The following is a 13,887-nucleotide window of genomic DNA, read 5'->3' as shown; positions in this document are numbered from 1 at the left end:
TTATTTGTTTCTTCTTCACAGGGGGAGCTTGTGATCATCCTCTATTCAATTGTATAATGGAAAGAGCGGCCAATATACAAAATACAGATTTCAATTTAGAAGGAGACTGACCTATGGATTACGAACGCGCCTTATTAGCGTTTTTTGTCTCTCTGGCTACAGTTTTAATTGTGACACCAATCGTCAAAAAGTTTGCAATTAAGATTGGTGCAGTGGACCAGCCGAATAAACGAAAAGTTCATGATAAAGTAATGCCTCGAATGGGCGGTTTGGCAATTTTTATTGGGGTAGCGGCTGGAGCATTAGCAGGCGGGCTGTTTCTACATAATAAAATTACAGCAATTTCAGTTGGTGCCGTACTTATCGTCATTCTAGGTATATTTGATGATAAATATAATTTAAGTGCAAGATTTAAATTTCTCGTCCAAGTTCTTGTTGCTTGCCTGATTGTAAGCACGGGCTTAAAAATGGACTTTTTCTCTGTTCCTTTCTTAACAGATCGAATTGAGTTAGGCTGGATGGCATATCCCCTAACCGTGTTATGGATTGTCGGAATCACAAATGCCATTAATTTAATTGACGGCCTTGATGGACTGGCTGCCGGTATTTCTGTCATCGGTTTATCAACCATTGCCGTGATGGCATTTTCAGCTGATAAAATTTTGATTCTTTCATTATCACTTGTTGTCATTGGCAGTACCATCGGCTTTCTCTTTTACAACTTTCATCCAGCGAAGATTTTTATGGGTGACACCGGTTCGCTTTTTTTAGGCTATATGATTTCGGTGTTGTCACTATTAGGGCTGTACAAAAGTGTCACTTTGTTTAGTGTTGTTGTCCCAGTGATCATCTTAGGTGTCCCAATTTTCGATACCACCTTTGCCATCATTAGACGAATATTAAACAAACAGCCGATCTCAGCACCTGACAAGTCCCATATTCATCATAGACTGATGGCCTTTGGCTTGTCTCATCGCATGGCTGTCATCGTGATTTATATGATTGGCTTAGTCTTTAGCTTAAGTGCAATTTTGCTGACAAGTGCCACCATTTGGTTATCACTGATTATTATCTTTTTACTGGTCATGTTCATGCAAGTGATTGCAGAAGTCACAGGCTTGGTGAATGAAGAGTTTAAACCATTTACGAAATTTTATAAACGAATGGTCAAAAGACAATAAAAAACAGCCCGTTCCTAGGAACTGGGCTGTTTTTATTATTGTCCAGGTGTGCTGGTCGATGAGTTAGTTGTATCAGTTGACCCTGTTTCACCAGAGGACGGACTGGTTTGTGAATCTGTTTCAGTTGAAGATTCAGTAGGAAGCTTTAAATGCGTCCGTAATTCATTTTGTACGTTAGCTAAATTGGTCGGGTCTGGCTCAAAGTAATACGTGCGATTTGGCCCTAAATAAAGGTCTGATCCCTTAATAGAAAGAGTTTCTGTGTCGTCTCCTTTAAATCCGCTGTAGATTTGCTGAAGCGCAAGACCTTCTGTGATACGGAAATTGGTCGTAATGTGATCACTGACTTCTTTAGCAATGTTATCGACGTTCGCAATGTTATTTGGCTTCGCCATTTGATCAATCATTGCACGTAAAATTTGTTTCTGACGATCGTTACGTCCGAAATCACCGCGTGGATCTTGTTTTCTCATCCGTGCGTATGCAAGTGCTTCTTCCCCGTTTAAATGCATATTTCCTTTTTTGAAGTAAATCTTTTTCGATTTTTTAACATCACTTTTTTCATTGAAGTCAAATGGAACATCGATATCAATTCCGCCGACTTCATCAATGACATCCTTGAATCCGTCAAAATCAACGGTTGCATACTTATCAATCGGAATATGCAAGAATTGTTCGACAGTTTCAATCGTTTCATCTTTACCACCTTTAGCAAATGCTGCATTGATCTTTTCTTTACTTCCTGTTGTATCACTTGCAAGCTGTACGCGTGTGTCACGAGGAATACTAACCATTTTCATCGTTTTGTCTTGAGGGTTAATCGTTGCGACAATGAGTGAATCTGAACGGCCATGATCACCCTTTGTGGCATAATCCTCAATTCCGACAAATAATACAGAGAAAGGTTTTTTCTTAATATCAATGACAGCATCACGAAGATTCGATTTCTCTCCACGGTTTAGTTCATCATATGTTTTGTCAGCAGCTTGAAGAGTATTGACGATTTTATATACTGCAAATCCGCCCATGCAGATGATAAGAAGCAAAAATAAGACCAGAATACGTTTGATAATTCTCTTCTTCTTACTCTTTTTCTTTCGTACACGCACTTTTACTCGTTGTGCCATTCATCTGTCTCCTTTATCGGACCAATGTCCTTTTCTAAATAAATCAGTTCGCCTTCTTTTGTAACACTCTTTCCATTTGTCAGCTCAGTCATCCACTCAATGAACTGCTCTGTTTGTGTTTCTTCGACATATGTCTCAAAAATAACATCTTCTGCATAGTGGATTTCTTTTAGCTGAAAAGATGAGGCTCTAAGCTCATTCTCTACCTTTCCAAGCCATGTATAATCTATTGTTGTGTGCATTGTACGCATTAAACAGCGCTCTACCATTCCAACATGGTTAATAGCTTCTGATACAGATTTTCCGTAGGCACGAATCAACCCACCGGCACCTAGCTTGATACCGCCGAAATAACGAGTGACCACAACGACTGTATCTTTCAGCTTCCGTTTTTTTAGCACTTCAAGCATTGGCACACCTGCTGTACCGCTTGGTTCACCATCATCATTCGCTTTTTGAATCAGGTCATGTTCACCAATGAGATAGGCTGAACAATTATGTGTGGCATTCCAATGTTGTTTTTTAATGGATTGTATAAATGCTTGTGCTTCTTCTTCTGAGACAGCACGCTGTATATGACAAATAAAACGTGATTTTTCAATGACGATCTCATGCTCGCCACGACTTTTTACTGTAAGATAGCGATTCAGCAAAAGACATACCCTCCTGACAAGCAAATTGTAAGACTAGTGAAAATTTGCATTGGTTTTAGAATTTTACAGCGTATTTTGTTATGATGATAGGAGCGGAAAAAGGGTCGTCATAAAAAACTTCATGATTATACGCATTCTTTCATTATAATTCGACATAAAATGCAGATCAATGACATTTATAATAAAAAAAGATGACATCACTGTTACGGGAGGGAAAAGCCATGACAACACCCAAAATGGATCCGAAATTATTGGATTCAATCATCATGAAAATGCTAAGTACAGTTGATGGCAGCAAGGACGAAGTATTTAGAATAGGCGAACAGTCCCGTCAACAATATGAAAGCCTAGTAGAAGAGCTGAAGCAAATCAAACAGCAAGTAAACGAAGTAATTGATTTTGGGGATAAGCTGGAAGTCCATACAAGACATGCTAGAAACCGCTTATCTGAGGTCAGCAGAAACTTCAACAAATTCAGCGAAGAAGAAATACGTGAGGCCTACGAAAAAGCACATAACTTGCAAGTGGAACTCACCATGATTCAGCAGCGCGAGAAGCAGCTGAGAGAAAGAAGAGACGATCTGGAAAGAAGATTATTAAGCTTACAAGACGTCATTGAACGTTCTGAAACGCTTGTGAGTCAGATTACAGTTGTTCTCAACTATCTCAACCAGGATTTACGCCAGGTTGGCGTTTTACTTGAAGATGCTCAGGCAAAACAAGATTTTGGGCTGAGAATTATTGAAGCCCAAGAAGAAGAACGCAAAAGAGTGTCTCGGGAAATTCATGACGGCCCTGCTCAAATGCTGGCAAACGTGATGATGCGTTCCGAATTAATTGAACGGATTTTTAGAGACCGCGGTACAGAAGAAGGTTTTAAAGAAATTAGAAGTCTCAGACAGAATGTGCGAAATGCACTGTACGAAGTGAGAAGAATCATTTATGATTTAAGACCGATGGCTTTAGATGATTTGGGTCTGATTCCGACACTGAGAAAATACTTAAACACAATTGAAGAATATGATGGGAAAACCAAAATTACGTTCCAATGCCTAGGTGATACAGAAAGCGAAAGAATTGCTTCTCAATTTGAAGTAGCACTGTTTAGACTAGCCCAAGAAGCTGTCACAAATTCATTAAAACATTCTGAAGCTGAAGAAATCTCTGTCAAAGTAGAAGTAACGAAAGACTTTGTGACCTTAATTATTAAAGACGATGGAAAAGGCTTTGATATGAAAGATGTGAAAACAAACAAAAACAAATCCTTCGGTTTACTTGGCATGAAAGAACGCGTAGACTTACTGGAAGGTAAAATGACCATAGACTCAAAAATAGGTCTAGGGACATTCATCATGATTCGCGTGCCACTAACATTGCAAAATAAAATTGTAAAATAGAGTCAAAAGACATATTGACCATAAAGTTCAGGTGTAGAACAATAAACATGGGGAGGCGTAGCTTGTGACTAAAGTAAATATTGTAATTATTGATGACCACCAATTATTCCGTGAAGGTGTCAAACGGATTTTAGATTTTGAACCTACTTTTGAAGTAGTTGCAGAAGGAGACGACGGTGACGAAGCTGCACGTATCGTAGAACACTATCATCCGGATGTTGTCATTATGGACATTAATATGCCGAATGTAAATGGTGTTGAGGCTACAAAGCAGCTTGTTGAGCTTTATCCCGAATCAAAAGTCATTATTCTATCTATTCATGACGATGAAAACTATGTAACACATGCATTGAAAACAGGGGCGAGAGGCTACCTGCTAAAAGAAATGGATGCAGACACACTCATCGAAGCAGTGAAAGTTGTAGCTGACGGAGGCTCTTATTTACATCCGAAAGTCACTCATAATTTAGTAAATGAATTCCGACGCTTGGCAACTAGCGGCGTTTCAGCACATCCACAGCATGAGGTATATCCTGAAATTCGCAGACCACTTCATATCTTAACTAGACGTGAATGTGAAGTTCTTCAAATGTTAGCTGACGGAAAGAGCAACAGAGGAATCGGTGAATCGCTCTTTATTAGTGAGAAAACAGTTAAAAACCACGTGAGTAACATTTTGCAAAAAATGAATGTAAACGATCGTACACAAGCTGTTGTTGTAGCTATTAAAAACGGCTGGGTAGAAATGAGATAATGTTCCGGACAAGTACTCCTTTTTCGCCTGTTTTTATTCTCTCACATTTTAGGTGGAGGGAAATGATAGACAGGGTAAGGAGTCTTTTTCGGATATAGCGGGCTTGCCTATTGATTAGGCAGGCTTTTTTGATTACTATTATAAATCTAATGAAAAAATGATCATTCTTTTAAAATAAAAAAGAGTAACTTAACGAATAAGGAAGGTATTTAAGAATGAAAATAGCCGTTGTAACAGACAGTACTGCTTATCTACCACAAGAGCTGCGTGATAAACATAATATTCATATGATCCCCCTTAACGTCATCTTTGGCAGTGAATCATACCGTGAAGAAATAGAAATGGACTGGAAGACATATTATGAAGAAATCAAAAAACACAAAGATCTTCCAACAACCTCTCAGCCTGCTTTCGGTGAATTAATAGCCTTATATGAAAAACTAAGTGAAACATACGACGCCGTGATTAGTATCCACCTTTCAAGTGGAATTAGTGGAACGTATAATAGTGCGGTCTCAGCGAATGATCTAGTTGACGGGATTGATATTTACCCGTTTGATACAGAAACAAGCTGTATGGCACAAGGTTTTTATGTGTTAGAAGCTGCTGAAAAAATCCAAGAAGGTGCTTCTTTAGAAGAAGTGTTAGCACATCTAAATTACCTGAAAGAAAGTCAGCGGGCGTATTTTATGGTAGACGATTTAACTCATTTGCAAAGAGGCGGCAGATTAAATGGTGCTCAGGCTTTTATTGGAAGCCTCTTAAAGGTAAAGCCTATTTTGCATTTTGACAACAAGCTAATTGTTCCTTTTGAGAAGATCCGCACACGTAAAAAAGCCATTTCACGTATTTTTGAATTATTTGATGAAGATGCATCACGTGGTGTTCCGATGAGAGCAACACTGATACATGGTAATAGAGAAGAAGAAGCAGAAGAATTAATTGCGCACTTATCAGAAAAATATCCTCATGTTGAATTTTATAAAAGCTACTTTGGTGCCGTAATCGGCACCCATCTAGGTGAAGGCTCTTTAGCCCTTGGCTGGGTGATTAGATAATTCCTAAAAAACCTCTTTTCTTATGGAAAAGGGGTTTTGTTTTTCTATTTTACCTGTTGGACGAAATGTCATGTCTTTGCGCATAATAGCCAAACATCAATTGAAAGGTGTTTGGTAATGTTGAATATGGACAAAGCAATGGAACTAATGCGGCAGCTGCATTCACGCCATCTGCTCACCGTTGAAACAAAGTGCCCACAGTCCAATTTAGATTGGCTGGAGGAGAAGGGCTTAGTCAATCGGTCTCCAGCCATTGAGAGGAAAGTAAATGGTTTTACATGCTGCCGGTGCGGTGTATCACACAAGCGGTATTTCGCTCATTCTCCATGTGAAGTGTGTCAAAAGGATTGTGTGTACTGTAGATCATGCATCATGATGGGAAAAGTAGCAGAATGTGGGTTTCTTTATGAATGGACAGGTCCACAAATGGTAGAAACATGTCGAGCCGAATTAACATGGCAGGGAGAGCTGTCTAAAGGACAAAAAAGAGCGTCAGAAAGAATGATTGAAGCTATTAAAAACAAATTTGATCTACTTGTTTGGGCGGTTTGCGGAGCAGGGAAAACGGAAGTACTTTTTCACGGAATCGAATATGCGTTAAATCAAGGAATGAATGTCTGTATTGCGACACCTAGAACAGATGTAGTGCTTGAACTCGAACCACGGCTTAGAAAAGCATTTCAAGGGGTGACAATTACCGTACTTTACGGAGGTAGTTCTCAAAGGTTTCAAATAACACCGCTTGTGATCACCACAACCCACCAGCTGATGAGATACAAAAATGCTTTTGATGTGCTCATTGTAGATGAAGTCGATGCCTTCCCTTATTCAATGGATGAGCGTCTCCAATTTGCTGTTCTAAAGGCGATGAGAAAGAACAGAGGGGTCAGGATTTATTTAAGTGCGACACCCTCTAAAAAAATGACGAGAGAGGTTTCTCGTGGAAAACTGGAAGCGATAAAAATTCCTTTGCGTTTTCACGAGCAACCATTACCCGTACCGACCTTTCATTGGATCGGTCATTGGAAAAAGAAATTAAAAAAGAACCAGCTGCCCCCTAAAGTGATGAATTGGATGCAGAGACATATTGCAAATAAGAGAAGAATATTACTTTTTGTTCCTTCAATTGCTACCATGAAGAAGGTAACGAAGATTCTTCGAGAACAATCCTTGAACGTGGAGGGGGTATCTGCCGATGATCCGGATAGAAAACAAAAGGTTCAGCACTTTAGAGATTACGTATACGATGTACTAGTTACAACCACTATTCTAGAAAGAGGCGTAACGATTCCGAATGTTCAAGTGGGGGTACTAGGTTCGGAATCTACTATTTTTACAGAGAGTGCACTTGTTCAGATTTCTGGGCGGGTAGGCAGACACCCGGATTATTGTACAGGAGATGTTTTCCTTTTTCATTTTGGTTTAACGAGAAGTATGAAACAAGCAAAGAAGCATATCGCAAAAATGAATGATACGGCTGCAAAAGAGTTTTCTGAAAAACAGTGTGGGTTCAACTAAATCATGGTACATTATATTCACAATACACAAATGGCAGGAGAGACAAATATGCTACTCAATGCAAAAGAAATACTACTCAAGGAAATTCTCAATCAATATCTCAACCAATTAAACATGATTTGTCATTGTGAAAAGTGTATGGAAGATGTATTAGCGATTTCACTGAATCAAGTGAAACCACAATATATAACAGATATCGATAAAATATCTTACAGTAAATCTGAGATGGTGGATAAACAGAAGAATACTGCGATGCTGGTCATTCTGACAGAAGCAGCTTCCAAGGTCTCTGCATTTCCAAGATGTGAAAATCGTCTGCTGCTGAACAAGGAAACCAATTGATTTGCCAAATTTGCGAGGGACATTTTGTGCCTGCTTTTACATGGAAATCATTCCTACTATTAAATGATGATCGCCTTTGTGTAGCATGTAAGAATCACTTAGTAAAGATTGAGCGTCCTATTTGTCCAACATGCGGAAGGGAGCAGTCAAATGACCAATTGTGCCAGGACTGTAACAGATGGAATGAACGCTCTGATTCTATTAAAATCCTTGTGAAAAATAGGTCAGTTTATACTTACAACGAGTTGATGAAAGATGTCCTTGCCCGCTTTAAATTTCGGGGTGATACGGCTTTAGCTGAGCTGTTTAAAAAAGATGTACAAGCAGCATTTAAACATTCCTTCTGCATAAAAGACCCATTGCTGATACCGATTCCTTTAAGTCATGAAAGACTAAAAGAAAGAGGATTTAATCAGTCCGTGATAATCGCTTCTTTGCTAGATAAGCCAATATTGCAGCCACTCGTGAAAATACATCAAAGTAAGCAGTCTAAAAAAAAGAAAAATGAACGCCTAGATCAAAAAGGATTGTTTCAAATAAAGCAAACAGATGCGATTGTTCAAAGGGATATTATATTAGTTGATGATATCTATACAACGGGAGCAACCATCTATGATGCGGCAAGAATTTTGAAAGACGCAGGTGCTAAAAGTGTTTCTTCTTTTACGTTGATACGTAGTTAAAAATCATGATAATTAACCGATAATAAGAAAAGAAAATAACGTAAGGGGTTTTGGTTATGAATCAATTGGCAAACTGTCCACAATGTAATCAGCTATTTTTAAAAACCACCATCCAAACGGTTTGTAACAAATGCTTTGAAGAAGAAGAACGTTCTTTTGATATCGTATATAAATTCTTGAGAAAACAAAGTAATAGACAATCAACCATCGCTGAAATAGTAGAAGCAACAGAAGTTGATGAAGAATTAATCTTGAAATTTATTCGTTTGAAAAGACTGCAAATTAGTCAATTTCCAAATATTAATTATCCTTGTGAAAGATGTGGCAAAGCGATCAGGAAAAACAAGCTATGCAGCCAATGTGAACAGGATATTCATTCGCAAATCAGCCAAATGAACCAAGAAGAGGAGCGTAAAAGGGAGATTGAATCTAGGAAAAAAGACACCTATTATGCCATTAATCCTAAAAACGACTGATTCCCTAAACTAAGTTGCAGTTTGGTCGATAAAATGGATAGAATCAAGACAGACTGTAACGGAAAGCGAGAGGAATCCCGTGAAAATTAATCGATATGGAACACAACCAGTAAATCCTTACAAGAAAACATATGAGAAACAAACGTTGCAATCGAATCAAGCTAAATCAACTGATAAAGTCGAAATTTCTAAAAAGGCAATCGAAATGCAAAAGGTGCCGAATATTATGAGAGAACGCCAAGATAAAATTGACCAAATTAAAAAAAGCATTGAAGCCGGAACATATCAAGTAGATACAAAAGGCATTGCAGATAAAATGCTGAATTTCTATAAACAACAATAACAAAAGGGAGCAGCGTGAATGTCAGTTAAAATAATTATTGAAGAACTGCATCGTCTCTATGGATTGCATGAACAGCTTTTAAAGTTGTCTAAGGATAAAACAGAAATGCTGAAAAGCAATGAGATTGATGCACTTTCAGAGGTCCTGAATTTAGAGCAAAAGTATATTCAGGCCATTTCTCAATTAGAAGAAAAACGAATTGAAGCGACCGTTCAATTTTTACAAAGTGATCAATCACCAACCATCACTGCATGTATCGAAAAGGCTGAAGGTACAGATCAAGAAGAGCTCATTTCATTATATGAGAAACTAAATGACATCATGGTGGAACTAAAAGATGTAAATGAACTGAACAAGCAGCTTATTCAGCAGTCACTTCAATTTATTTCACTGACATTCGATCTCGTTAACCCTAATAAAGAAAATATGAATTACGGACAAAATGGTCTTGAGAGTTCAAAGCCTAAACAGCAAAGGGCTTTGTTTGATTCAAAGGCGTAAACAAGGAGGATACCAATGGGTTCTACATTCATGGGACTAGAAACGGCAAAAAGAGGAATCACAGCCCAGCGTGCAGGGCTTTATGTCACATCAAACAACGTCTCCAATGCAAATACGGAGGGCTACTCAAGACAAAGAGTGACCTTTAAAGCAGAAAATCCTTATCCAGTCATTTCGGTTTATGACGGCAAGACGTATGGCCAAATGGGGACTGGCGTACAAGTTGGAACGGTTGAAAGAATTCGAGACAGCTTTTTAGATCTACAATACAGAGATCATAATAATAACTTATCTTACTACTCAACGAAGTCAGATGCCCTTTCACAGATGGAAGGGGTTATGAATGATTTGACGGATGAAGGCTTGAACAGAGCTTTTGATAATCTATGGAAATCATTACAGGTCTTATCGGAATCAAAAAATGCTGATACAGCTTCTGCACGTACAGTTGTTAAAACAAGTGCACAGGCTTTAGTAGACCAATTCCGTCTGCTCAATTCCTCTTTAACAACGATACAAAAGAATTTAAAAACGGAACTCGATTCAACAGCCAAAGATGTAAACACTCTTTTATCTCAAATAGATGAAGTGAACAAACAGATTGCAGCAGTTGAGCCAAATGGATATCTTCCAAATGATCTTTATGATACACGTGATACTTTGGTCGATCAATTATCCTCACTTGTTGATATTAAGGTCAGCTACAATCCACCTGGCGGTAATGCACTCAAAATTGCTGAAGGAACTGTCAACATCGACATTATCGGTGCAAATGGACAATCTGCTGGAAACATTTTGAATGGTATTACGAACGAAAAGTCTGAACTGCAAATCTCTTATGATAATACAACGGGACTTGTTAACTCACTTCAATTCGGAACAACAACCATTGCAGCGGATCAATTACAAGTGAATGGTAAAGTAAAAGCACTTGTTGAGGCTTATGGCTACATGTCAAACGGTGCTGAAAAAGGCATGTATCCAGATATGCTTGCAGAGCTGGATGAAGTAGCAAAAGTATTCATGGATACATTTAACGATGTACATAAGCAGGGGTACACGTTAAATGGTGCAAGTGGACAAGACTTTTTTGATATCGAAAATAACAATGAGTTGAATAAAGGTTTGGCAGCTCGTATTAAAGTGAGCGATGTCATTTTAGCATCAACAGATAATATTGCTGCATCTCTCAATCAAACACAAGGTGACGGATCGAATGCTACGAAATTAGCTAATATACAAGACTTAAAGTTACCAATCGGCGGCAATACAACGACAATCCAGGATTATTACCAAAATGTTATTGCTGAGATGGGGGTACAAGGGAAAAAGAACATGACGCTTGAAAGCAGTTCAGCTGCTCTTGTCAATTCAGCCAATGAACGTAGAATGTCGACTAGCGCTGTCTCCATTGATGAAGAAATGACGAATATGATCCAATTCCAGCATGCATATAATGCGGCTGCAAGAATTATGACATTACAAGATGAAGTATTGGATAAGGTCATAAACGGCATGGGTGTCGTAGGAAGGTAGGGATAACGGATGCGAGTCACACAAGGTATGATTTCTCAAAACTCACTTCGAAATATTAGTAAAAGTTATGAAAAACTTTCTAAAATTAATGAGCAGGCACAAACAGGCAAACGTTTTACAAAAACGTCTGATGATCCTGTTGCAGCCGTAAAAAGTCTTCAATATAGTACTGCCTTGTTTCGAAATGAACAATATAAAAATAACTTAAATGAAGCACAAAACTGGATTGATACATCTGAAACAAGTGTCACTGAAATCATTGATATTATGTCAAATATACGAGATAAAGTGCTTGATGCGGCAAATGGAACAAAGCAGCCCGAAGATTTAGCAGCTATCGGAGTGGAAATTGGTCAGATGAAGAATCAAATCATTGATGCAATGAACACTCAAATGCTAGGTAAGTTCGTATTTAATGGGACAAATACAAATGTTAAACCAGTTGTTGAGAATGCAGACGGAACGTATACATTTAACTTCGAAAATTATACAGATGCGAATGCTGTTCAAGCGAATATTTCTGATGGTATCACTTTAAATGTAAACTCAAATCCAATCTCAGCGTTTGGCGGACAGGCTAACGGTCAAAATGTCATTGAAATGTTGACTGATTTAGAAAACTCATTGAAAAATGGAACGTTTGCGAATTCTGATGATGCACTAGGAAGTATCGATCAGTTCAAAGAAGTGATGAGTGCTGAGCGATCCGACCTAGGAGCGCGTTCGAATCGTGTTGACTTAGTAGGAAGTCGTTTGACTTCACAATACCAAGTACTGAAAAATGCTAAATCAGATAATGAAGATGTTGAAAGTGAAAAGGCAATTCTTGATCTTCTTCAACAAGAGACAGTGAATAGAGCTGCTTTAGCGACAACAGCTAAAGTCATTCAGCCATCTCTTGTAGATTTCTTAAGATAATAAAAAGCATCCGATGGGTGCTTTTTTGCATCATGGAGGTGAACATATGCAAATCCCTAGATTGTTAATGCAGCAAACCTATGCAAAACTTCAAATGTCGACAACTCCTTCTCGGCAAGAAGTAGAGCAGCCACGAGCGGACCTTGAGATTCAGCAGCCACGAGCTGTCATGAATATCAAAAGGACACCGTCGAAATTAACCATTGATCAAACCGAGGCATTTGCCGATATGGACATTAAGTCGATTTTTAGACGTTCTGAGGAATGGGCAGCTGAGGGGAAGCGTGCTGTTGGAGAAGGAATGGGTCGCAGAGCGGAAGAAGGAAGTGAACTCATCAAGATCGAGAATGGTGGGAATGCGATTGCTGAGTTTGCCAAAATCAATGGCAGTCCCCCAGCAAAACAATTCACCATTGGTGTGATACCTTCATTCTTTAGTGTGAAAATTCACTATCAGCCTTCTGAGCTTCAAATTGATGTGGAGCCGCAAAAAGCTATCATAGAGGCCACACCTCATAAACCAATCGTTAACTACCAGCCAGGTAAGGTCAATATTGATATGTTACAATATCCAGAATTAAAGATAGAAGTTGACGAAACGGGCCAAAATGGTGATAAGGTATAGTTAAGAAAAACGAAAAAGGTCGTGAATTATGATCATTCAAACAAAATACCATGGTGAAGTGACAATCAAAGAGGAGCAAATCATTCACTTCTCTAACGGGATACCAGGATTTCTGGATCAAAAACAGTTTGTCATTTTGCCTTTATCAGAAGAGTCTCCATTTTTAGTTCTTCAATCATTAAATAACTCGGCATTAGGTTTTATCGTCAGCAGCCCGTTTTTATTCTTCAATCAATACGAATTTGATTTAGACGAAACGGTTGTAGACATTCTGGAAGTAGAAGATGCCAATGATGTGGAAGTAATGGTTATTTTAACAATGGAATCATCTATTGAAAAAACGACAGCCAATTTAAGAGCGCCTATTATTGTGAACCGGAAAAACATGAAAGCCAAGCAGGTGATTTTGCATGATTCAGCCTATCATACAAAACATTTGTTAGAGGTGGCATCCTCATGTTAGTGCTGTCTCGTAAATTAAACCAGTCGATTCAAATAGGCGATGATATTGAAGTCAAGATTATTTCAATCGAAGGCGATCAAGTGAAAGTCGGGATTGAGGCTCCTAAGCACATCGATATTCACAGGAAAGAAGTGTACCTGTCTATTCAAGAAGAGAACAATCGTGCTGCGAGTTTATCCTTAGATCTCCTCTCTCAATTATCCTCACAAAAAAAGTGAGGATTTTTTTATCGCATTCAGTTATCCTTCTCCGTGTAAAAGCGTTTCGATACGGAGGTGCATGATCTATAGGAAACTTTAACAAATCGGTCCA

General features: G+C 38.5%; 17 protein-coding genes. 15 read left to right on the top strand and 2 right to left on the bottom strand.

Translation table 11 applies throughout. The annotated features are described in order from the left end of the window. Positions 1–113 precede the first annotated feature (113 nt). A complete protein-coding gene (locus MHB67_RS16280) occupies positions 114–1,181 on the top strand; it encodes an MraY family glycosyltransferase (protein ID WP_024423627.1) in 1,068 nt (355 codons plus the stop codon). A 35-nt stretch (positions 1,182–1,216) separates the two neighbouring features. Here MHB67_RS16280 and MHB67_RS16275 read toward each other — a convergent pair whose 3' ends face one another. Beyond that, the gene (locus MHB67_RS16275) at positions 1,217–2,308 is read right to left on the bottom strand and encodes an LCP family protein (protein WP_151039834.1); all 1,092 of its coding nucleotides are present in this window, start codon (positions 2,306–2,308) and stop codon (positions 1,217–1,219) included. Continuing rightward, positions 2,293–2,961, bottom strand: coding sequence for a YigZ family protein (locus tag MHB67_RS16270; protein ID WP_012011434.1), 669 nt, complete (start codon positions 2,959–2,961; stop codon positions 2,293–2,295). Before MHB67_RS16270 ends, MHB67_RS16275 begins: the two co-directional genes overlap by 16 nt. A 221-nt stretch (positions 2,962–3,182) precedes the next feature. Between MHB67_RS16270 and MHB67_RS16265 the strand changes: the two genes are divergently transcribed. The 14 genes from MHB67_RS16265 (at position 3,183) to csrA (ending at position 13,793) form a co-directional block, all read left to right on the top strand. Continuing rightward, a complete protein-coding gene (locus MHB67_RS16265; RefSeq protein ID WP_003213166.1) occupies positions 3,183–4,358 on the top strand; it encodes a sensor histidine kinase in 1,176 nt (391 codons plus the stop codon). 64 nt (positions 4,359–4,422) lie between these two features. Then, positions 4,423–5,112: a two-component system response regulator DegU gene (gene degU, locus MHB67_RS16260; RefSeq protein WP_008348273.1), complete on the top strand. Its 690-nt coding sequence runs from the start codon at positions 4,423–4,425 to the stop codon at positions 5,110–5,112. Positions 5,113–5,327: 215 nt separating this feature from the next. Further along, a complete protein-coding gene (locus MHB67_RS16255) occupies positions 5,328–6,170 on the top strand; it encodes a DegV family protein (RefSeq protein ID WP_024423625.1) in 843 nt (280 codons plus the stop codon). Between the two features lie 120 nt (positions 6,171–6,290). Beyond that, positions 6,291–7,688 carry a DEAD/DEAH box helicase gene (locus MHB67_RS16250; protein ID WP_279586125.1) on the top strand — a complete coding sequence of 466 codons (1,398 nt, stop codon included), beginning with the start codon at positions 6,291–6,293 and terminating at the stop codon, positions 7,686–7,688. Positions 7,689–7,736: 48 nt separating this feature from the next. After that, the gene (locus MHB67_RS16245) at positions 7,737–8,030 is read left to right on the top strand and encodes a competence protein ComFB (RefSeq protein ID WP_024423623.1); all 294 of its coding nucleotides are present in this window, start codon (positions 7,737–7,739) and stop codon (positions 8,028–8,030) included. A gap of 26 nt (positions 8,031–8,056) precedes the next feature. Further along, on the top strand, positions 8,057–8,713 hold the full coding sequence (locus tag MHB67_RS16240) for a ComF family protein (RefSeq protein ID WP_243837412.1): 657 nt from the start codon (positions 8,057–8,059) through the stop codon (positions 8,711–8,713). 56 nt (positions 8,714–8,769) lie between these two features. Next, positions 8,770–9,189: a TIGR03826 family flagellar region protein gene (locus MHB67_RS16235; RefSeq protein WP_024423621.1), complete on the top strand. Its 420-nt coding sequence runs from the start codon at positions 8,770–8,772 to the stop codon at positions 9,187–9,189. 79 nt (positions 9,190–9,268) lie between these two features. Further along, a complete protein-coding gene (gene flgM / locus MHB67_RS16230) occupies positions 9,269–9,532 on the top strand; it encodes a flagellar biosynthesis anti-sigma factor FlgM (protein ID WP_024423620.1) in 264 nt (87 codons plus the stop codon). 18 nt (positions 9,533–9,550) lie between these two features. Next, a complete protein-coding gene (locus MHB67_RS16225) occupies positions 9,551–10,033 on the top strand; it encodes a flagellar protein FlgN (RefSeq protein WP_024423619.1) in 483 nt (160 codons plus the stop codon). Between the two features lie 15 nt (positions 10,034–10,048). Continuing rightward, complete coding sequence (gene flgK / locus MHB67_RS16220; protein ID WP_024423618.1) at positions 10,049–11,569, top strand: flagellar hook-associated protein FlgK; 1,521 nt, start codon at positions 10,049–10,051, stop codon at positions 11,567–11,569. A gap of 9 nt (positions 11,570–11,578) precedes the next feature. Next, positions 11,579–12,487 (top strand): flagellar hook-associated protein FlgL, encoded by a 909-nt coding sequence (gene flgL / locus MHB67_RS16215; protein ID WP_024423617.1) that lies wholly within the window; start codon positions 11,579–11,581, stop codon positions 12,485–12,487. Between the two features lie 46 nt (positions 12,488–12,533). Continuing rightward, positions 12,534–13,112, top strand: a complete 579-nt coding sequence (locus MHB67_RS16210; RefSeq protein WP_024423616.1) for a DUF6470 family protein — start codon at positions 12,534–12,536, stop codon at positions 13,110–13,112. A gap of 28 nt (positions 13,113–13,140) precedes the next feature. Further along, the gene (fliW, locus tag MHB67_RS16205) at positions 13,141–13,575 is read left to right on the top strand and encodes a flagellar assembly protein FliW (RefSeq protein ID WP_024423615.1); all 435 of its coding nucleotides are present in this window, start codon (positions 13,141–13,143) and stop codon (positions 13,573–13,575) included. Then, positions 13,569–13,793 (top strand): carbon storage regulator CsrA, encoded by a 225-nt coding sequence (csrA, locus tag MHB67_RS16200; protein WP_008360181.1) that lies wholly within the window; start codon positions 13,569–13,571, stop codon positions 13,791–13,793. Before fliW ends, csrA begins: the two co-directional genes overlap by 7 nt. The last annotated feature ends 94 nt before the right edge of the window (positions 13,794–13,887 follow it).

Origin of the sequence: Bacillus sp. FSL H8-0516, assembly GCF_038635285.1 — a bacterium.
GTDB lineage: Bacteria > Bacillota > Bacilli > Bacillales > Bacillaceae > Bacillus > Bacillus safensis.
Note: the sequence above shows the minus strand (reverse complement) of the source record. Positions and strands in the feature narration are given on the sequence as shown.

Coding starts and splice junctions, on each gene's coding strand:
- MHB67_RS16210 (WP_024423616.1), top strand. CDS start 12,534: ATGCAAATCCCTAGATTGTTAATGCAGCAAACCTATGCAAAACTTCAA.
- flgK (WP_024423618.1), top strand. CDS start 10,049: ATGGGTTCTACATTCATGGGACTAGAAACGGCAAAAAGAGGAATCACA.
- flgL (WP_024423617.1), top strand. CDS start 11,579: ATGCGAGTCACACAAGGTATGATTTCTCAAAACTCACTTCGAAATATT.
- csrA (WP_008360181.1), top strand. CDS start 13,569: ATGTTAGTGCTGTCTCGTAAATTAAACCAGTCGATTCAAATAGGCGAT.
- MHB67_RS16235 (WP_024423621.1), top strand. CDS start 8,770: ATGAATCAATTGGCAAACTGTCCACAATGTAATCAGCTATTTTTAAAA.
- MHB67_RS16225 (WP_024423619.1), top strand. CDS start 9,551: ATGTCAGTTAAAATAATTATTGAAGAACTGCATCGTCTCTATGGATTG.
- MHB67_RS16265 (WP_003213166.1), top strand. CDS start 3,183: ATGACAACACCCAAAATGGATCCGAAATTATTGGATTCAATCATCATG.
- MHB67_RS16280 (WP_024423627.1), top strand. CDS start 114: ATGGATTACGAACGCGCCTTATTAGCGTTTTTTGTCTCTCTGGCTACA.
- MHB67_RS16245 (WP_024423623.1), top strand. CDS start 7,737: ATGCTACTCAATGCAAAAGAAATACTACTCAAGGAAATTCTCAATCAA.
- fliW (WP_024423615.1), top strand. CDS start 13,141: ATGATCATTCAAACAAAATACCATGGTGAAGTGACAATCAAAGAGGAG.
- MHB67_RS16275 (WP_151039834.1), bottom strand. CDS start 2,308: ATGGCACAACGAGTAAAAGTGCGTGTACGAAAGAAAAAGAGTAAGAAG.
- MHB67_RS16255 (WP_024423625.1), top strand. CDS start 5,328: ATGAAAATAGCCGTTGTAACAGACAGTACTGCTTATCTACCACAAGAG.